The sequence below is a fragment of the Klebsiella sp. HMSC25G12 genome, from assembly GCF_001807705.1.
Lineage (GTDB): Bacteria > Pseudomonadota > Gammaproteobacteria > Enterobacterales > Enterobacteriaceae > Klebsiella > Klebsiella variicola.
In genome coordinates, this window is the sequence record NZ_KV789858.1 from 1 (window position 1) to 18,980 (window position 18,980).

Annotated in this window: 19 protein-coding genes; 16 read left to right on the forward strand and 3 right to left on the reverse strand. The window is 62.0% G+C overall.

Annotation, left to right across the window (positions count from 1 at the left end; translation table 11 throughout):
• Positions 1-322: 322 nt before the first annotated feature.
• Positions 323-1,444 carry a ribosomal protein uL16 3-hydroxylase gene (locus tag HMPREF3096_RS09055; RefSeq protein WP_012542999.1) on the forward strand — a complete coding sequence of 374 codons (1,122 nt, stop codon included), beginning with the start codon at positions 323-325 and terminating at the stop codon, positions 1,442-1,444.
• A 63-nt stretch (positions 1,445-1,507) separates the two neighbouring features.
• On the opposite strand, the gene HMPREF3096_RS09060 is transcribed toward HMPREF3096_RS09055, so the two are convergent.
• On the reverse strand, positions 1,508-2,941 hold the full coding sequence (locus HMPREF3096_RS09060; RefSeq protein ID WP_012543000.1) for a Cu(+)/Ag(+) sensor histidine kinase: 1,434 nt from the start codon (positions 2,939-2,941) through the stop codon (positions 1,508-1,510).
• A complete protein-coding gene (gene cusR, locus HMPREF3096_RS09065; RefSeq protein WP_008807068.1) occupies positions 2,931-3,614 on the reverse strand; it encodes a copper response regulator transcription factor CusR in 684 nt (227 codons plus the stop codon). Before cusR ends, HMPREF3096_RS09060 begins: the two co-directional genes overlap by 11 nt.
• 172 nt (positions 3,615-3,786) lie before the next feature.
• Between cusR and HMPREF3096_RS09070 the strand changes: the two genes are divergently transcribed.
• The 5 genes from HMPREF3096_RS09070 to HMPREF3096_RS09090 all read left to right on the forward strand — a co-directional run bounded on the left by HMPREF3096_RS09070 (position 3,787) and on the right by HMPREF3096_RS09090 (position 10,422).
• Entirely contained in the window at positions 3,787-5,172 is a 1,386-nt protein-coding gene (locus tag HMPREF3096_RS09070; RefSeq protein WP_032731865.1) for an efflux transporter outer membrane subunit, read from the forward strand.
• Positions 5,173-5,189: 17 nt separating this feature from the next.
• Positions 5,190-5,534, forward strand: coding sequence for a cation efflux system protein CusF (cusF, locus tag HMPREF3096_RS09075; RefSeq protein ID WP_032731860.1), 345 nt, complete (start codon positions 5,190-5,192; stop codon positions 5,532-5,534).
• Positions 5,535-5,578: 44 nt separating this feature from the next.
• Positions 5,579-6,841: an efflux RND transporter periplasmic adaptor subunit gene (locus HMPREF3096_RS09080; protein ID WP_032731859.1), complete on the forward strand. Its 1,263-nt coding sequence runs from the start codon at positions 5,579-5,581 to the stop codon at positions 6,839-6,841.
• A gap of 11 nt (positions 6,842-6,852) precedes the next feature.
• Positions 6,853-10,002 (forward strand): CusA/CzcA family heavy metal efflux RND transporter, encoded by a 3,150-nt coding sequence (locus HMPREF3096_RS09085; protein WP_032731858.1) that lies wholly within the window; start codon positions 6,853-6,855, stop codon positions 10,000-10,002.
• A gap of 72 nt (positions 10,003-10,074) precedes the next feature.
• Positions 10,075-10,422 (forward strand): DUF1294 domain-containing protein, encoded by a 348-nt coding sequence (locus HMPREF3096_RS09090; RefSeq protein WP_032731857.1) that lies wholly within the window; start codon positions 10,075-10,077, stop codon positions 10,420-10,422.
• A 9-nt stretch (positions 10,423-10,431) separates the two neighbouring features.
• Here the strand turns inward: HMPREF3096_RS09090 and HMPREF3096_RS09095 are convergent, their stop codons facing one another.
• Positions 10,432-10,965 carry a lipocalin family protein gene (locus HMPREF3096_RS09095; RefSeq protein WP_009309842.1) on the reverse strand — a complete coding sequence of 178 codons (534 nt, stop codon included), beginning with the start codon at positions 10,963-10,965 and terminating at the stop codon, positions 10,432-10,434.
• A 116-nt stretch (positions 10,966-11,081) separates the two neighbouring features.
• Between HMPREF3096_RS09095 and HMPREF3096_RS09100 the strand changes: the two genes are divergently transcribed.
• From HMPREF3096_RS09100 to HMPREF3096_RS09145, 10 genes are all read left to right on the forward strand, one after another.
• Positions 11,082-11,810, forward strand: a complete 729-nt coding sequence (locus HMPREF3096_RS09100) for a MerR family transcriptional regulator (protein WP_008807075.1) — start codon at positions 11,082-11,084, stop codon at positions 11,808-11,810.
• A gap of 230 nt (positions 11,811-12,040) precedes the next feature.
• Positions 12,041-12,475 carry a nuclear transport factor 2 family protein gene (locus HMPREF3096_RS09105; protein ID WP_004178448.1) on the forward strand — a complete coding sequence of 145 codons (435 nt, stop codon included), beginning with the start codon at positions 12,041-12,043 and terminating at the stop codon, positions 12,473-12,475.
• Entirely contained in the window at positions 12,472-13,191 is a 720-nt protein-coding gene (locus tag HMPREF3096_RS09110; protein ID WP_032731856.1) for an SDR family NAD(P)-dependent oxidoreductase, read from the forward strand. Before HMPREF3096_RS09105 ends, HMPREF3096_RS09110 begins: the two co-directional genes overlap by 4 nt.
• A complete protein-coding gene (locus HMPREF3096_RS09115; RefSeq protein WP_032731855.1) occupies positions 13,188-14,447 on the forward strand; it encodes an NAD(P)/FAD-dependent oxidoreductase in 1,260 nt (419 codons plus the stop codon). Before HMPREF3096_RS09110 ends, HMPREF3096_RS09115 begins: the two co-directional genes overlap by 4 nt.
• A gap of 1 nt (position 14,448) precedes the next feature.
• The gene (locus tag HMPREF3096_RS09120; protein WP_016160202.1) at positions 14,449-15,171 is read left to right on the forward strand and encodes a DUF1365 domain-containing protein; all 723 of its coding nucleotides are present in this window, start codon (positions 14,449-14,451) and stop codon (positions 15,169-15,171) included.
• Positions 15,168-16,388, forward strand: a complete 1,221-nt coding sequence (locus tag HMPREF3096_RS09125; RefSeq protein WP_016160201.1) for an SAM-dependent methyltransferase — start codon at positions 15,168-15,170, stop codon at positions 16,386-16,388. The genes HMPREF3096_RS09120 and HMPREF3096_RS09125 overlap by 4 nt, the downstream gene beginning before the upstream one ends.
• Positions 16,385-16,870, forward strand: coding sequence for a DUF2878 domain-containing protein (locus HMPREF3096_RS09130; RefSeq protein WP_012969053.1), 486 nt, complete (start codon positions 16,385-16,387; stop codon positions 16,868-16,870). The genes HMPREF3096_RS09125 and HMPREF3096_RS09130 overlap by 4 nt, the downstream gene beginning before the upstream one ends.
• Positions 16,867-17,391, forward strand: coding sequence for a hypothetical protein (locus tag HMPREF3096_RS09135; protein ID WP_012543011.1), 525 nt, complete (start codon positions 16,867-16,869; stop codon positions 17,389-17,391). Before HMPREF3096_RS09130 ends, HMPREF3096_RS09135 begins: the two co-directional genes overlap by 4 nt.
• Positions 17,388-17,939: a DUF3833 domain-containing protein gene (locus tag HMPREF3096_RS09140; RefSeq protein ID WP_070544397.1), complete on the forward strand. Its 552-nt coding sequence runs from the start codon at positions 17,388-17,390 to the stop codon at positions 17,937-17,939. Before HMPREF3096_RS09135 ends, HMPREF3096_RS09140 begins: the two co-directional genes overlap by 4 nt.
• Complete coding sequence (locus HMPREF3096_RS09145; protein ID WP_004178436.1) at positions 17,936-18,895, forward strand: YbgA family protein; 960 nt, start codon at positions 17,936-17,938, stop codon at positions 18,893-18,895. The genes HMPREF3096_RS09140 and HMPREF3096_RS09145 overlap by 4 nt, the downstream gene beginning before the upstream one ends.
• Positions 18,896-18,980: the final 85 nt, after the last annotated feature.

Sequence of the window (18,980 nt, forward strand, 5' to 3'; positions counted from 1 at the left end):
TCTGCCGTGTCAGTGGGAGCGCATTATAGGGAGTTCGCCGGAAGTAGCAAGCGTTAAAATAGAAAAATCTTATCGACCGCTCATTATTTGAACTTTTCGCTTATTCATCTTCTTACCATTCAAGGCGCCATCCCAGTGTTCATGCGGCCTGCAGCGCAGTTTACGCTAAGATCGTTTTTTGGCAAAAATGTGATTTTTCTCTCTTACCCAACGCCATTATCGCGCCGATGGTGAATTAAGCACCACTCTTGACCCACGACAAAGCGCCCACCTGGCCCCCGTTTCTATAATCAGGCCCGTTTCTTCTTACTGGTAATAATCGATGGCTTATCAACTCAACATTAACTGGCCCGAGTTTTTAGAGAAGTACTGGCAAAAACAGCCGGTGGTATTAAAAAACGCGTTTCCGGACTTCGTCGACCCGATTACTCCGGACGAGCTGGCCGGATTAGCCATGGAGCCGGAAGTCGACAGCCGGCTGGTCAGCCTGACCAACGGCAAATGGCAGGCCAGCAATGGTCCTTTTGAACATTTCGACGGGCTGGGCGAAACCGGCTGGTCGCTGCTGGCCCAGGCGGTAAACCACTGGCATATGCCCGCCGCCGAGCTGGTGCGCCCGTTCCGCGTACTGCCGGACTGGCGTCTGGACGACCTGATGATCTCCTTCTCCGTCCCCGGCGGCGGCGTCGGCCCGCATATCGATCAGTATGACGTCTTTATTATTCAGGGCATGGGCAGCCGCCGCTGGCGCGTGGGCGATAAGCTGCCGATGCGTCAGTTCTGCCCGCATCCGGCACTGCTGCACGTCGATCCGTTCCCGCCGATCATTGATGAAGATCTGCAGCCGGGCGATATCCTCTATATTCCACCAGGATTCCCGCACGATGGCGTGACCCACGAAACCGCGCTGAACTACTCCGTCGGCTTCCGCGGGCCAAACGGTCGCGACCTGATCAGCAGCTTCGCCGACTATGTGCTGGAGAACGATCTTGGCGGCGAACACTACAGCGATCCGGACCTCACCTGCCGCGAGCATCCGGGCCGGGTTGAGGAGTATGAACTCGAACGTCTGCGCACCATGATGATCGACATGATTCGCCAGCCGGAAGACTTCAAGCAGTGGTTCGGCAGTTTCGTGACCACCCCGCGTCACGAGCTGGATATTGCGCCGGCGGAACCACCGTATGAAGAAGAGGAAGTGGTCGATGCGCTGCTGGGCGGCGAAAAGCTTTCTCGTCTGAGCGGCCTGCGCGTTCTGCATATCGGCGACAGCTTCTTCGTGCATAGCGAACAGCTGGACACCACCGATGCCGAAGCGCTGGATGCGCTGTGCCGCTATACCTCATTAGGTCAGGAGGAGCTCGGCAGCGGCCTGCAGAATCCGGCGTTCGTGAGCGAACTGACGCGGCTGATTAATCAGGGCTACTGGTACTTCGAAGAGTAAGAGAGCGGCAATACTGCGGGCGGCCGCCTGGCGCTGCCCGCTGACTTTCAGCCGTTATTGCGTCTATTTCGGCAGCACGATAATAAAACGCGTAGAGCGCAGATCGGACTGCACCGCTACGCTGCCGTGGTGGGCGCTGACGATGGATTTCACAATCGCCAGGCCGATACCGCTGCCCTCGCCTTTGCGCTGACGCGAGGGGTCGACGCGATAGAAACGGTCAAACAGCCGCGGCAGATGCTCGGCGGCAATCGGCGTACCGGGATTCTCCACCACCAGACGGATCGTCTCGGCGCTTTCGCTCAACTGGATGGTCACCGCCTGGCCGGCCGGCGTGTAGCGGATCGCGTTCGACAGCAGGTTGCTGATCGCCCGCCGCAGCATCAGCGGATCGCCCATCACCCGGCAGTGGCTGCCGACAAAGCGCAGCGCCACCGCCTTCTCTTCCGCCCACGCTTCAAAGAACTCAAACACCTTATGCACTTCCTCGGCCAGATCCAGCGCCTGTTGCTCAGGGATCAGCTGGTTATTATCCGCCTGGGCGAGGAACAGCATATCGCTGACCATCCGCGACATCCGCGAGAACTCTTCGAGATTGGAATACAACACCTCTTCCAGCTCCTGCTGGCTGCGGCTCTGGCTTAAGGCGATTTCAGTTTGCGTCACCAGGTTGGTAATCGGCGTGCGGATTTCATGGGCGATATCGGCGGAGAAGTTGGACTGGCGGGTAAAGACATCCTCTATGCGCTCCAGCATATGGTTAAACGACAGCGCCAGCCGTTCCAGCTCGATAGGCACGGCCTGCGGGTCAAGGCGCACGTCGAGATCCCGCGAGGTAATATTCTGGATCTGGCGACTGATCTGGCGGATGGGCTTATGCCCCTGATAGACCACAAACAGCACGATGGCGATGATCAGCAAACTGATTATCGTCGCCGCGGAAATCAGCTTCGCTTTCAGCTCGTTAATATAGTGCAGGTGAAAATCGATGGATAAGGCCATCAGCAGGTGGTACGCTGGTTTGCCGTCCGCCTGCTTGCCCAGCGGCAGCATGATCAGCCGCCAGGCGCGGGTCTCCATTGGATGATTATCATGAACCATCTTCCGCGGCTGCGGGTCAGTCCATGAAATCACATTCCCGTCGCGCAGCTGCATCGCCAGCCCCGGCGTACTCAGCATATGGCTGAGATCCGGCCCGTCTGGCGACTGAAACAAAATATTGCCCTGGCCGTCGTCCAGACAGATAAAGACGTTGGCGTAACCCGCAATGATATTCCTCACGATCTCCAGTCGCCGCGCCTGCGGGTAGTCGGCGTGGTTGAGCACCGTCTCCAGGGTGGTGCTGAGCTGCCTGAGATCGTGCACGTCGCGCTCTTCAAAGTGGGCCTTCACCGAATGGATCATGATCCAGGTGAAAGCAAAGAAGGCAATGATGGTGGCGAGGCTAATAAAGAAGGTCAGCCGGGTTGCCAGGGAAAAGGGGCGCTTAGCGGCCATCCGGCACCTCAAGCATATAGCCGACGCCGCGCACGGTCTGGATAAGCTTCGGCTCGAAGTCGTTATCAATTTTGGCGCGCAGCCGCTTCACCGCCACGTCAATGGCGTTAGTGTCGCTGTCGAAATTCATATCCCAGACCTGCGAGGCAATCAGCGAACGCGGCAGCACCTCGCCCTGATGGCGCAGGAAGAACTCCAGCAGAGTGAATTCCTTACTGGTCAGGGTGATACGCGTCGCGCCGCGCGTCACCTTGCGGCTGACCAAATCGACGCTGAGATCCGCCGCCTGAAACTGGCTTTCGACGATGACCGCCGCTCCACGGCGCAGCAGGGTCCGCACTCGCGCCAGCAGCTCCGCAAAAGCAAATGGCTTCACCAGATAGTCGTCGGCGCCCAGCTCCAGGCCCTTCACCCGATGCTCGATAGTGCCAAGCGCGGTGAGCAGCAGGATCGGCATGCCTTTATTGGCGGCGCGCAGCATGCGCACGATATCCCAGCCGTTCACATCCGGCAGCATGATGTCGAGGATTAGCAGATCGTAATCGCTGGTCATTGCCAGGTGATAGCCGTTAAGGCCGTTATCGGCCAGGTCGACGACGAAGCCGGCCTCGGTGAGCCCTTTGGTCAGGTACTCTCCGGTTTTCTTCTCATCTTCGACAATCAAAATCTTCACGGCAGGCTCCTTCACGCGCGTTCTGTGCGGGTATTCAATTTTAGAGGAGCGCCTCCGGATAGCAATGAAATATCAGGAAAATGACAGCTTTGTCATTTTCCTGTCACGCGTTGAACAGAGCCCGCTACGTAAAGTAGCTGCCATGGATAAATCGTCGAAAGCGTCTGCCGCCATGCGTTCTATACAGCTACTTACCCTCAGCGTGATATTTGCCTTAACCGGCTGTCTGTCGCTCGCTCCGGACTACCAGCGCCCCGCCGCGCCGGTGCCGCAGCAGTTCTCTCTCAGCCAGAACAAGCTGGTTACTGCGACAGCGGGCTATCAGGAGACCGGCTGGCGCACCTTTTTCGTCGACCCGCAGGTGAAAAGCCTGATTAGCACCGCGCTGGCCAACAACCGCGATCTGCGGATGGCGACGCTGAAAGTGCAGGAAGCCCGCGCCCAGTACCGGGTTACCGACGCCGACCGCTACCCGCAATTGAACGGTGACGGCAGCACCACCTATGGCGGCAAGCTTAAAGGCGACACCACCACCAGCAGCGATTATGCCGCCGGCCTGAATCTCAGCTATGACCTCGACTTCTTTGGCCGGTTGAAAAACCTCAGCGAGGCCGACCGGCAGAACTTCTTCGCCAGCGAAGAGGCGCGGCGTGCGGTGCATATCCTGTTGATTGCTAACGTTTCACAAAGCTACTTCAACCAGCGGCTGGCGGCAGCGCAGTTGCAGGTGGCCAACGACACCTTACAGAACTATCAGCAGTCTTACGCCTTCGTTGAAAAACAGCTGCTGACCGGAAGCACCACCGTGCTGGCGCTGGAGCAGGCGCGCGGGATGATCGAAAGCACCCGCGCCGATATCGCCAAACGTCAGGGCCAGCTGGCGCAGGCCAATAACGCCCTGCAACTGCTGCTCGGCAGCTACCAGCATCTGCCGGACGATAGCGCCAGCAGCGCGGTGGACCTGAAAGGCGTAACCCTGCCGCCATCGCTCTCCTCAGCGATCCTGTTGCAGCGGCCGGATATTTTAGAGGCCGAACACAGCCTGTTGGCGGCCAACGCCAATATCGGCGCCGCGCGGGCGGCCTTCTTCCCGGCGATCACCCTGACCAGCTCGCTCTCCGGCAGCAGCAGCGAGCTCTCCAGCCTGTTTAACGCCGGCAGCGCGATGTGGAACTTTATCCCAAAAATCGAACTGCCGATTTTCAACGCCGGGCGTAATCAGGCCAACCTCGATCTGGCGGAGATCCGCCAGCAGCAGCAGGTGGTCAACTATGAACAAAAAATACAGTCCGCCTTTAAAGAGGTGGCCGACGCGCTGGCCCTGCGCCAAAGCCTGGCCGATCAGATTGCCGCCCAGGAGCGCTATCTCGCTTCACTAAATATCACCCTGCAGCGCGCTACTGCGCTCTATCGTCACGGCGCGGTCAGCTACATCGAAGTCCTGAGCGCCCAGCGCGACATTTTTACCACCCGACAAACCCTGCTGGAACTCAACTATTCCCGTCAGGCAAATGAAATCACCCTGTTCACCGCCCTCGGCGGCGGCTGGATGGAATAACCCAAGGAGTCCCGATCATGAATTCACTCTCTAAAGTCGCCCTGTTCACTCTGATTTCTGGCGCGGTGTTCGCCGTCCAGGCCGCCGACCCGCACGCCGGCATGGCGATGCATGAACAGCCCGCCGCCGCGCAGGCGCAAAGCATCAGCGGCAAAGGCGTCATTAAAGCTATTGATATGGATAGCAAAAAAATCACCATCGCCCACGAGGCCATCCCGGCGGTGAACTGGCCGCCGATGACCATGCGCTTCACCATCACCCCGCAGACGCAGCTCAACAATGTGAAGGATGGCGACAGCGTGGACTTCACCTTCGTTCAGCAGGGCAACCTGTCGCTGCTGCAGGATATTCGCGCCAACTAATGGCCCGGCGACGGTAAGCCCCTCAACGACTAAATGGACGACACATGGCATCCCTGACACTGAAAAATACGGCGCTGATCCTCGGCAGCATGGTGATTGGCGGCGCGCTTACCGCGGCGCTGTATACCCGACTGACGCCGACCCACTCTGCCGCTCCGGCGGCCGAGCAGCAGCGTAAAGTGCTGTTCTGGTACGATCCGATGTACCCGAACACCCGCTTCGATAAACCGGGTAAATCGCCGTTTATGGATATGGATCTGGTGCCGAAATACGCCGATGAGGAAAGTACCGCCGCCGGTGCGCCGGGGGTGCGTATCGACCCGACGCAGACCCAGAATCTCGGCGTAAAAACCGCCGCGGTCACCCGCGGGCCGCTGCGCTACGCTCAGACCTTCCCGGCCAACATTAGCTATAACGAGTACCAGTATGTGATTATGCAGGCGCGGGCGGCGGGCTTTATCAATAAAGTCTATCCGTTGACCGTCGGCGACAAGGTGAAACAAGGCACGCCGCTCCTCGAGCTGACCATCCCTGACTGGGTGGAAGCGCAGAGCGAATATCTGTTGTTGCAGGAGACCGGGGGCACCGCCACCCAGGTCGAGGGGATCCTCGAGCGCCTGCGCCTCGCCGGAATGCCGGATGACGATATCCGCCGCCTGAAAACCACGCGTAAAATCCAGACCCGCTTTACCCTCAAAGCGCCGATCGATGGCGTGATTACCGCCTTCGATCTGCGTGCCGGAATGAATATCGCCAAAGATAATGTGGTGGCGAAAATTCAGGGCATGGACCCGGTGTGGGTCAGCGTGGCGGTGCCGGAATCCATCGTCTGGCTAATTAAAGACGCCTCGCAGTTCGCCATTCAGGTTCCCGCCTGGCCGGGAAAAACCTTCAGCATCAACAAATGGACCCTTCTCCCCAGCGTCGATAGCGCCACCCGTACCCTGCAGCTGCGCCTGCAAGTCAACAACCCGGATGAAGCGCTGAAGCCGGGGATGAATGCCTATCTGCAACTGACCAGTGAAAGCGAACCGATGCTGCTGATCCCCTCCAAAGCGCTGATCGACAGCGGCAGCGAGCAGCGAGTGATTACCGTGGATAATGAGGGCCGCTTCGTGCCGAAACTCGTGCAGGTATTCCATGAATCCGCTGGCGTCACGGCCATTCGCAGCGGGCTGCAGGAGGGTGAGAAAGTCGTCGCCAGCGGCCTGTTCCTGATCGACTCGGAAGCCAATATCTCCGGCGCGCTGGAGCGCATGCGCGCGCAGGCTCCTGATGTCACGGCTCCTGCCGCCCACGCGCACTGAGGAACGGAACCATGATTGAATGGATTATCCGCCGCTCGGTGGCCAACCGTTTCCTGGTGATGATGGCGGCGCTGTTTCTCAGCATCTGGGGGACCTGGACCATCGTCCATACCCCGGTGGACGCTCTGCCGGACCTCTCCGACGTACAGGTGATCGTCAAAACCAGCTATCCGGGGCAGGCGCCGCAGATCGTCGAAAACCAGGTCACCTGGCCGCTGACCACCACCATGCTGTCGGTGCCCGGCGCCAAAACGGTTCGCGGCTTCTCGCAGTTTGGCGACTCCTACGTATACGTGATTTTTGAAGACGGCACCGATCCTTACTGGGCGCGCTCGCGGGTGCTGGAGTATCTCAACCAGGTGCAGGGCAAACTTCCCGCCGGGGTCAGCGCCGAAATGGGCCCGGACGCCACCGGCGTCGGCTGGGTCTTCGAGTACGCGCTGGTCGACCGCAGCGGCAAGCACGACCTCGCCGAACTGCGCTCCCTGCAGGACTGGTTCTTAAAATATGAGCTGAAAACCATCCCTAACGTCTCGGAAGTGGCGTCAGTGGGCGGCGTGGTCAAGGAGTACCAGATTGTCGTCGACCCGATGAAGCTGACCCAGTACGGCATCAGCCTCGACGAGGTGAAATCGGCGCTGGACGTCTCTAACCAGGAGGCGGGCGGCTCTTCCGTCGAACTGGCGGAAGCCGAATATATGGTGCGCGCCAGCGGCTACCTGCAGACGCTCGACGATTTCAAAAATATCGTACTGAAAACCGGTGACAACGGCGTGCCGGTCTATCTCGGCGACGTCGCGCGGGTGCAGATCGGCCCGGAGATGCGCCGCGGTATCGCCGAGCTTAACGGCGAAGGCGAAGTGGCCGGCGGCGTGGTGATCCTGCGCTCCGGCAAGAACGCCCGCGAAGTGATCTCGGCGGTCAAAGCGAAGCTGGCGTCGCTGCAAAGCAGCCTGCCGGAAGGGGTTGAAGTGGTCACCACCTACGACCGCAGCCAGCTTATCGACCGCGCCATCGACAACCTCAGCCATAAGCTGCTGGAAGAGTTTATCGTCGTCGCGCTGGTCTGTGCCCTGTTCCTGTGGCACGTACGCTCGGCGCTGGTGGCGATTATTTCGCTGCCGCTCGGCCTGTGCTTCGCCTTTATCATGATGCATTTCCAGGGGCTTAACGCCAACATCATGTCGCTGGGCGGAATCGCCATTGCGGTAGGGGCGATGGTCGATGCCGCCATCGTGATGATTGAGAACGCCCACAAGCGGCTGGAGGAGTGGGAACATCAGCACCCGGGAGAGAAGCTCAGCAACGACATCCGCTGGAAAATCATTACCGAGGCGTCGGTGGAGGTCGGCCCGGCGCTGTTTATCAGCCTGCTGATCATTACCCTGTCGTTTATCCCGATTTTCACCCTCGAAGGCCAGGAGGGCAAACTGTTCGGCCCGCTGGCCTTCACCAAAACCTGGTCGATGGCCGGGGCGGCGCTGCTGGCGATCGTGGTGATCCCGATCCTGATGGGCTTCTGGATCCGCGGCAAGATCCCAGCGGAGAACAGCAACCCGCTGAACCGCTTTTTGATCCGCATTTATCACCCGCTGCTGCTGAAGGTGCTGCACTGGCCGAAGACCACCCTGTTGATTGCGCTCCTGTCGATCCTGACGGTTATCTGGCCGCTTAACCGGGTCGGCGGCGAGTTTCTGCCGCAGATTAACGAAGGCGATCTGCTGTATATGCCGTCAACGCTGCCGGGGATCTCCGCTGCGCAGGCGGCGGATATGCTGCAGAAAACCGATAAGCTGATTATGACGGTGCCGGAAGTGGCCCGGGTGTTCGGCAAAACCGGCAAGGCCGAAACCGCTACCGACTCGGCGCCGCTGGAGATGGTAGAGACCACCATTCAGCTTAAGCCGCAGGATCAGTGGCGACCGGGGATGACCATGGAAAAGATCGTCGAGGAGCTGGACAAGACCGTGCGCCTGCCGGGGCTGGCGAACCTGTGGGTGCCGCCGATCCGCAACCGCATCGACATGCTCTCCACCGGCATCAAGAGCCCGATTGGCATTAAAGTTTCCGGCACTAATCTGGCCGATATCGACGCCATCGCCGAACAAATTGAAGGGGTGGCGCGCACCGTGCCGGGAGTCACGTCGGCATTAGCCGAGCGGCTGGTCGGCGGGCGCTACCTCAATATTGATATTCAGCGTGAGAAGGCGGCCCGCTACGGGATGACCGTCGGCGACGTGCAGCTGTTCGTCTCGTCCGCCATCGGCGGCGCGATGGTTGGCGAAACGGTAGAGGGCGTCGAGCGCTACCCGATCAACATCCGCTACCCGCAGAGCTATCGCGACAGCCCGGAGACCCTCCGCCAGCTGCCGATCCTCACGCCGCTGAAGCAGCAGATCGTCCTCGGCGACGTGGCTGAGGTGAAGGTGGTCACCGGACCATCCATGCTGAAGACCGAGAACGCCCGCCCGACCAGTTGGATCTACATCGACGCCCGCGACCGCGACATGGTGTCGGTAGTGCACGATCTGCAGCAGGCCATCGGCAAGGAGGTGAAGCTGAAGCCGGGCATCAGTGTGTCCTACTCCGGGCAGTTTGAGCTGCTGGAGCGCGCCAATCAGAAGCTGAAGCTGATGGTGCCGATGACGCTGATGATTATCTTCGTGCTGCTGTATCTGGCGTTCCGCCGCGTCGGCGAGGCGCTGCTGATTATCACCAGCGTGCCGTTCGCCCTCGTCGGCGGGATCTGGTTTCTCTACTGGATGGGGTTCCATTTATCGGTAGCCACCGGGACCGGCTTTATCGCCCTGGCCGGGGTGGCGGCGGAGTTTGGCGTGGTGATGCTGATGTACCTGCGCCACGCCATCGAGGCGGAACCGTCGCTGAAGAATCCGCAGACTTTCAGCGTCGATAAGCTCGACGAGGCGCTGTACCAGGGCGCGGTGCTGCGCGTGCGACCGAAGGCGATGACCGTGGCGGTGATTATCGCCGGCCTGCTGCCGATTTTATGGGGCACCGGCGCCGGGTCGGAAGTGATGAGTCGCATCGCCGCGCCGATGATTGGCGGGATGATCACCGCCCCGCTGCTGTCGCTGTTTATCATTCCGGCGGCATATAAGCTGATGTGGCTGTCCCGGCATCGGGGCAAGCGTAGCGAATAACCCGCCGCGTTTACGCCGGTCCGGGAAATTGGCTATAGTGGCGCCATTCTTCTGGCCGGCGTGAACGTCCCTATGAATCTGAACCTGGTGTGTTATTCCCTGCTGCTGCTCACCGCCGTGGGCAGCGCCCTGCTGCCCTACCCGCTGGCGATGTGGTTTTTACTGAGCAGCCTTCTGACATGGCTTATCTATGGCGCCGACAAGCTGGCGGCGCGTAAAGCCTGGCGACGGGTGCCGGAAACCACGCTGCTGGTGCTGGGCCTGGCGGGAGGCTGGCCGGGGGCCATCCTCGCCCAGCAGTGCTTTCGTCATAAAACGCAAAAGCAGCCCTTCCGGCGGTGGTTTTTCGTCAGCGTGGCGCTGAACGTGGCGGCGCTGACCGGGCTGTACGTGGTTTATACCCACCTGCTCAGCCGCTAAGCGGCGAGGTTAGCGCGGCGTCTGGCGGATCCACACCAGGCGATCGACGTCAAAGCCCAGCTCGCGCGCGGTATTCAGGTAATCCTGCTTCACCGCCGCCGGAATGGTGGGAGTGCGCGACAAGATCCACAGATAGTCGCGGTTGGGGCCGCTGACCAGCGCGTACTGGTAGTCGTCGTCCAGACGGATCACGTTATAGCCGCCGTAGAATGGCCCGAAGAACGACACCTTCAGCGCCGCGGTGGTGGGGGCGCCGGTGAAGTAGGCTTTTCCGTCGCTCTCATTCCAGCGTTTTTTGACCGGGTCATAACCGCGATTGACGACGCTGATCCCCCCGTCGCTGCGGGTGCCGTAGGTGGCGGTCACCTGCTCCAGGCCTCGCTCGAAGCGATTTTCCAGGCGGGCGACCTCATACCATTTTCCGAGGTAACGGCTGGCGTCAAACCCGCTAATCGGCTGAACGCCCTTCGGCGGCGTGGGCGATTTGCAGGCCACCAGGGTTAACGCGATAGCAACGCCAGTGACAACAGGCCATAGCTTCATGAGAACTCCTTTCATTTACGCGGTAGGGGAAAGTGTAGTGCAAAGCCACTACACTTCACGCCAGCCGACGTGATTCGTAGTATATTGAGAATATTCTTTGTTAACAGGTGGCCTCCATGCCTTACTCCATCGGCGAATTTGCCCGACTATGCGGGATAAATGCGACCACGCTTCGCGCCTGGCAGCGCCGCTATGGCCTGCTCAAGCCGCTGCGCACCGATGGTGGTCACCGTCAGTACAGCGATGACGACGTCCAGCAGGCGCTGAAGATCCTCGACTGGGTGAAAAAAGGGGTGCCGGTCAGCCAGGTGAAGCCCCTGTTGTCGCGCCCCGGCGCACGGCGCACCAACAACTGGCTGACGTTGCAGGAGACCATGCTGCAGCGGCTGAAAGAGGGAAAAATCGAGTCCCTGCGCCAGCTGATCTACGACGCCGGGCGCGAATATCCGCGCCAGGAGCTGGTAACCGAAGTGCTGCGTCCGCTGCGCAGCCAGGTCTCCGCCAACGTGCCGGCCATCATGACGCTGCGCGAAATCCTCGACGGCATCATCATCGCCTATACCTCATTTTGCCTTGAAGGCGATAAGAAGGCGCCCGGGGATAACTTTCTGATCACCGGCTGGCACCTGACCGACGCCTGCGAAATCTGGCTTGAGGCGCTCAAACGTACCGGCCAGGGTCATCGCATCGACGTCCTGCCGGTGCCTCCCGCCGCCCTGGCGCCGGAGATTTTCCCCCAGCGCAACTGGCTGCTGGTCACCAGCGGCAAACTTTCCGCCGCCCGCCAGAGGCAGGTCGAACTCTGGCAGCAGCAGGTCGTCTCCCTCGAGGTAATTCCGCTCTAACTCCCTGTTTTAACTTACCCCACTCTCTGTTCCGCCAGCGCCCGGTGGCGCGGCGGGCGCACGCTTGCCTTTTGCAACACACGCGATTTTCACCCCTTAAAACACCAATCATAACAACATGATTTTTAACACAAATAAAATATATTTTTCTACAAACTTGGACAAATAATTTTATTTGTGTAAGTTTTAAGTATGCCATTACGCTACCGTATCTAGCCAGGATGTGATCCATGAGCACCTCGCCGTCTGTGATTCGTCGTTTCGTTGAGTACTACGCCGGGCTGGATGCGCAGCCGCCCGCGGCGCTGGCCGCGCTGTACCATCCGGACGCGACGCTGAGCGATCCTTTTGGTCAGCATCAGGGGCTGTTCGCCATCCAGCGCTACTTTACCCATCTGCTGGCCAACGTGGAGCAGTGCCGGTTCACCATCGACACGCCGCTTTGCGACGGCCAACGGTTCGCCGTGACCTGGACCATGCACTGGTCGCATCCGCGCATTGCCGGTGGAGAAACCCTGGCCCTGCCGGGGTGCTCGGTGGTGGACATCGCCGGGGAGCAGGTTCTCCATCAGCGCGACTACTACGACGCCGGGGAGATGATCTACGAGCATCTTCCCCTGCTGGGCTGGGCGGTACGCGGCGTGAAGCGGAGGGTGCGCTCATGATGACGGTGCTCATCACCGGCGCCAGCTCCGGGATCGGTGCCGGCCTGGCGAAATCCTTCGCGGCGGATGGCCATCTGGTTATCGCCTGCGGGCGCGATGCTTCGCGCCTGACGGCGCTACAGCAGTTCAGCCCCAACATCAGTGTGCGCCTGTTCGATATGACAGACAGGGACGCCTGTCGCCAGGCGCTGACAGGCCGTTTTGCCGACCTGATCATTCTCTGCGCCGGGACCTGCGAATACCTCGACCACGGGCAGGTGGATGCCGCCCTCGTGGAGCGAGTGATGGCCACCAACTTCCTCGGGCCGGTGAACTGCCTGGCGGCGCTGCAGACGCAGCTGGAGGCAGGCGATCGGGTGGTGCTGGTCAGCTCGATGGCGCACTGGCTACCCTTCCCGCGCGCGGAAGCCTATGGCGCCTCCAAGGCGGCGCTGACCTGGTTTGCCAACAGCCTGCGTCTGGACTGGGAGCCGAAAGGGGTGGCCGTCACGGTGGTCTCTCCGGGCTTCGTCGACACCCCGCTGACGCGCAAAAACGACTTCGCCATGCCCGGCCGGGTGAGCGTGGATCGGGCGGTGGCGGAGATCCGCCACGGCCTGGCGAAAGGCAAAAACCACATCGCCTTCCCCACCGGTTTCAGCCTGGCCCTGCGGCTGCTGGCCAGCCTGCCATCGGGTATCCAGCGCCTGCTGTTGCGCAGGATGGTGCGCTCATGAACATCGCCATCATCGGCAGCGGCATCGCCGGGCTGACCTGCGCCTGGCGGCTGGCCGGACACCATCAGGTGACGCTGTTCGAAGCGGACGCCACGCCGGGCGGCCACACCGCCACCGTGGATGTCGCCACGCCGCAGGGCACCTGGGCCATCGATACCGGATTTATCGTCTACAACGATCGCACCTATCCGCGCTTTATGGGCCTGCTCAGCGAGCTGGGGATCGACGGGCAAAAAACGCAGATGAGTTTCTCGGTTCACAACCCGACCAGCGGCCTGGAGTACAACGGTCACAGCCTGACCTCGCTTTTCGCCCAGCGGCGCAATCTGCTGAAGCCGGCCTTCTGGGGGCTGCTGAGCGAGATCGTCCGCTTTAACCGGCTGGCGAAACTGGCGCTGACCGAGGCGCTGGATCCGGGGGCGACGCTGGAGAGCTTCCTCGCCCGCCACCGCTTCAGCCCCTTCTTCGCCCGCCACTATATTCTGCCGATGGGGGCGGCCATCTGGTCGTCGTCGCTACAGGAGATGCGCCGCTTCCCGCTGCCGCTGTTTTTGCGCTTCTTTGAAAACCACGGTCTGCTGGATATTCGCGATCGCCCGCAATGGTACGTGGTGCCCGGCGGTTCCCGGGAATACGTTCGCGCCCTGCTCGCCAGGCTCGGCGATCGTCTGGACCTGCGGCTCAACGCGCCGGTACAGCAGGTGGACCGTCACCCGACGGGGGTCACCCTGCGACTGGCGTCCGGGGAGGTGCATTTTGACCAGGTGATCTTCGCCTGCCACTCCGCGCAGGCCCTGGCGATGCTGGCGGCGCCCACCGATTCCGAACGCGAAGTCCTCGGGGATATCGGCTGGCAGCGCAACGAGGTGGTGCTGCACAGCGATCCGCGCTGGCTGCCGGAGCGCCAGCGCGCCTGGGCCAGCTGGAACTATCGCCTGAGCGACGGGGATCGGGCCCGGGCCTGCGTCACCTACAACATGAATATTCTCCAGGGGCTGCCCGCGGACGCGCCGCTGTTCTGCGTCACCCTGAACCCGGACGCGCCGGTGGATGACCGCTACGTCTGGCAGCGCTTCGTCTATGAGCATCCGCTGTTTAACCCGCAAAGCTGGTCGGCCCAGCTGCGGCGCGAAGAGATTAACGGCCAGCAGCGGAGCTGGTACTGCGGGGCCTACTGGTACAACGGCTTTCATGAGGACGGGGTGCGCAGCGCGCTCGACGTGGTGCAGGGCATCGCCGCGGCGGAGGGCAACTGAGATGAACAGCTGCCTCTATCAGGGCGTCCTGCGCCACCGTCGCCTGCAGCCGAAGGCGCACCACTTCGTCTACCGCCTGTTTATGGCCTGGCTCGACCTCGACGAACTGGACAGGCTGCCTGAGGCGGGCATCCGCCGCAACCGCCTGGCCGCCGCTGCCTGGTACGACGCCGATTATCCGCTGGGCGCGCCGCTGAAGGCCCAGGTGCTGAACCGGCTGGAGAGCCTGACCGGCTGCCGCCCGGCGGGACGCGTGATGCTCCTGACCCAGCTGCGCTACTTCGGCTTCCATTTTAATCCGGTCAACTTTTACTACTGCTATGACGAGGCCGACACCCTGCGCTGGGTGCTGGCCGAAGTGCGTAACACGCCGTGGAATGAGCGTCATTACTACGCGGTGGACGGCCAGCAGGCGCGCCCGCTGGAGAAAGCCTTTCACGTTTCGCCGTTTAACCCGATGGACATGGTCTATCACTGGCGCTTCAACGCGCCCGGCAAAACGCTGCACATGCATATTGAAAACCATCAGGCCAGCAAGGTGTTTGACGCCACCCTGGCCCTGAGCCGCGTGCCATTGACCCGCGCCAACCTGCGCGGGCTGCTGCTGCGTCTGCCGCTGATGACCCTGAAAACCGTCCTCGCCATCTACTGGCAGGCGCTGCGGCTGTGGCTGAAGCGCGTGCCGCTGTACAACCATCCTGTCAGCAGGAGTGAACGCTCATGACCGATCCCGTCTTTGCGCTTGAACCCGATGTGCCGCGCAACGTGCGGCTCGCGCGCTGGCTGCTCTTTCGTCTGTTGAGCGGCCTCCGCGAAGGCTCGCTCACCGTGCGCGAAGGGGCGCAGACGTTTCATTTTGGCGACCCCGCCGCCGCACTGCGCGCCGAGGCGCGGGTCTGCACACCGGAGGTGTACTGGCGTCTGCTGACCGGCGGCAGCCTGGCGGCGGCCGAGGCCTGGATGGACGGCGACTGGGAGAGCCACCAGCTGACGGCGCTGCTGCAGATCCTCGCGCGCAACGGCGAGGTGCTGGGGCGTCTGGAGCGCGGCTTTCGTCTGCTGGGCAAGCCCGTCGCCCGCCTGCACCACTGGACCCGCCGCAACACCCGCGCCCAGGCGCGGGAGAACATCGCCGCCCATTACGACCTCGGCAACGAATTTTATGCCCACTTTCTGGATGACGACCTGCTCTACTCCAGCGCGCTGTTTACCGATGACCAGCAGGATCTGACCCAGGCCCAGCGGGCCAAGATGGCGCGCCTGTGCGACCAGCTGGCGCTCACTCCCGGCGATCATCTGCTGGAGATTGGCACCGGCTGGGGGGCGCTGGCCGAGTACGCCGCCCGCCATTACGGCTGCCGGGTCACCACCACCACCCTTTCCCGGGAGCAGCACCGCTGGGCTACCGAGCGCATGGCCCGCGCCGGGCTGCAGGATCGCGTCGAGGTGCTGCTCTGCGACTACCGCGATCTGCGCGGCGAGTACGACAAACTGGTGTCGGTGGAGATGATTGAGGCGGTGGGCCAGCGCTACCTCCCGGCCTTCTTCCGCACCTGCCAGGCGCGCCTGCGCCCGGGCGGCAGAATGGCCCTGCAGGCGATCACCATCCAGGATCAGCGTTACCGCGACTACAGCAAAAGCGTCGATTTTATCCAGCGCTACATCTTCCCCGGCGGCTTTTTGCCCAGCATCACCGCAATGAGCGAGCTGATGACCCGCCATACCGATTTTGTGGTGCGCAACCTGTTCGACATGGGCCCGGATTACGCCCGCACCCTGGCGCACTGGCGGCAGCGTTTTACCCACGCCTGGCAGGATATTGAAAAGCTCGGCTTTGATGAGCGCTTCCGCCGGATGTGGCTCTACTACTTCGGCTACTGCGAAGCCGGATTTAACGCCCGCACCATCAGCGTGGTGCAGCTCACCGCGGAGCGGGTATGACACGCCCGGCGCAGCATCTGCTGATGGCCCTCGCGTTCGATGTTTACTGGACGCTGGTGGTGATGTTGCGCGAGCGCGGCCTGCTGATCTGGCTGACGCTGGCGATCTTCGCCTGGCTGCGGTTGCCGGCGGCCAGTCGTCCGTCCGCCCTGCTGTTGGCCGCGGCGGGCTGCGGCCTGGACGCCTGCTGGGCGCTGGCGGGACTGATCGATTTTCGCGGCGACAGCCTGCTGCCCCTGTGGATGGTGGCCCTGTGGCTGATGTTCGCCGTCGTCTGGACCCGACTGACCCGCGCCACGACGCTTCCCGGCTGGGTGCTGGCCACGGCCGCCACCGTCGGCGGCCCGGTGGCCTACCTGATCGGCGCTCGCCTCGGAGCCATGAGCCTGCTGGTGCCGATGGCGCTTGCCGTGGCCGCCATGGCCTGCGGCTGGCTGGTGCTCATGCTGTTATTCCATCTGGGGATGGGGAGGCGAAAATGAGATTCGCGCTGTTACTGCTGTGGCTGACCACCCTCGCCCCGGCGGCCCACGCCGCCGACTGGCTGACGTGGCGCCGCGTCGGCGAGGCGACCCTCACCTGGGGGCCGTTCACCGTCTATCACTCGCAGCTGCGCACACCCAATGGCCGGTATGACGGCCCGCAGCAGGATCGGGCGCTGATCATCACCTACCGGCGCGACATCGATCGCGACGCGCTGGTGGACGCCACCCGCGACCAGTGGCAGGCGCAGGGCATTCTGCAGCAGGAGCCGCGCAGCGAAGCCTGGCTGCGCATGCTGCAGGGGATCTGGCCGGACGTCGCGCCGGGCAGCCAGCTGGCGTTCGTGGTCAGCGGCGGCGAGGGGCAGTTCTGGTACCGCGCCAGCGCCGCGCAGACCGCCTTTACCCCGCTCGGCCCGCGCCAGTCGGCGGCGTTCAGCACCCGCTTTCTCGCCATCTGGCTCGATCCGCGCACCACTTATCCCGAACTGCGTCAGCAGTTGATCGGAGGTACACCATGAAACGCATTCTGACCCTTGGCCTGGCGCTGCTGATGCTGATCCTCGCCGGCTGCAGCACCGAGGTCACGGAGTACCGGCAGCAGCAGCCCGCCCTCGACATCTTTCACTATTTTCAGGGGCGAACCGAGGCGTGGGGGATGGAGCAGGATCGTAGCGGCAAGCAGCTGCGCCGCTTCCATGTAGAGATCGATGGCGACGTCGTCGGCGACACCCTGACACTCCATGAGCGCTTTATCTATGACGATGGCGAGAAGCAACAGCGGGTGTGGCGCATTCGCCGCACCGGCGATAACCGTTATCAGGGCACCGCCGGGGATATCGAAGGGGTGGCCAGCGGCCAGGCGGCAGGCAATGCCTTTCACTGGCGCTACAGCATGAACGTCGAGGCCAGCGGCAGCCGGTGGCTGCTGCACTTTGACGACTGGATGTTCCTGCAGGACGGCAGCCATTTGTTTAACAAAACCGAGATGAAGAAATTCGGCATTACGGTCGCCACCGTGACCCTTTTCTTTACCCGAACCACAGCAGAAGAGAGGACAGCGCCATGAACACGCAACCTGTCATTGGGATCAGCGGATGTTTAACCGGCTCAGCCGTGCGATTCGACGGCGGGCATAAGCGTATGGGCTTTGTGATGGATGAGCTCGCGCAGTGGGTGGCGTTTAAACCCGTCTGCCCGGAGATGGCGATCGGCCTGCCCGTTCCCCGTCCGGCGCTCCGCCTGGTGCAGACCCCGGTCGGGGAGATCCGCATGCGCTTCAGCCACGCCCCGCACGAGGATGTGACGGAGAAGATGGCTGATTTCGCCAGCGCCCACCTGGCAACCCTGGGCGAGCTGTCGGGCTTTATCGTCTGCGCCAAATCGCCGAGCTGCGGGATGGAGCGCGTGCGGCTGTATGATGAAAAAGGCAATCGCGGGCGTAAGGAAGGCGTGGGGCTGTTTACCGGCGCCCTGATGGCGCGCTACCCGTGGCTGCCGGTGGAAGAGGATGGCCGGCTGCACGATCCGCTGCTGCGGGAGAATTTTGTCGAGCGCGTTTTCGCCCTGCATGAACTTAACGCCCTGCGCGCCCGCGGCCTGACCCGTCACGGCCTGCTGGCCTTTCACAGCCGCTACAAGCTGCAGCTGCTGGCTCACCACCAGGCGGGCTACCGGGAGATCGGTCCGTTCGTCGCCTCGCTGCATGAATGGGAGGATCTGGAGGCTTTCTTCGAGGTCTACCGCGAAAAGCTGATGGCGATCCTCAAGCAGCCCGCCTCGCGTAAAAACCACACCAACGTGCTGATGCATATTCAGGGTTATTTCCGCGACCAGCTGAACAGCCGCCAGCGCGGCGAGCTGCGGGAGGTGATCCTCAACTATCGCGCCGGGCTGCTGCCGATCCTCGCCCCGCTGACGCTGCTTAAGCACTATCTGGCCGAGTATCCGGATCGCTACCTGCAGGCGCAGAACTATTTTGACCCCTACCCGCAGGATCTGGCCCTGCGCCTGACGGTGAACTAAGGGAACCAGGGCCAGCTGCCCGGTGGCGCTGCGCTTGCCGGACCTACGGGGGGATCCCGCAGGCCTCCTCAGTCGTAGCCCGGCT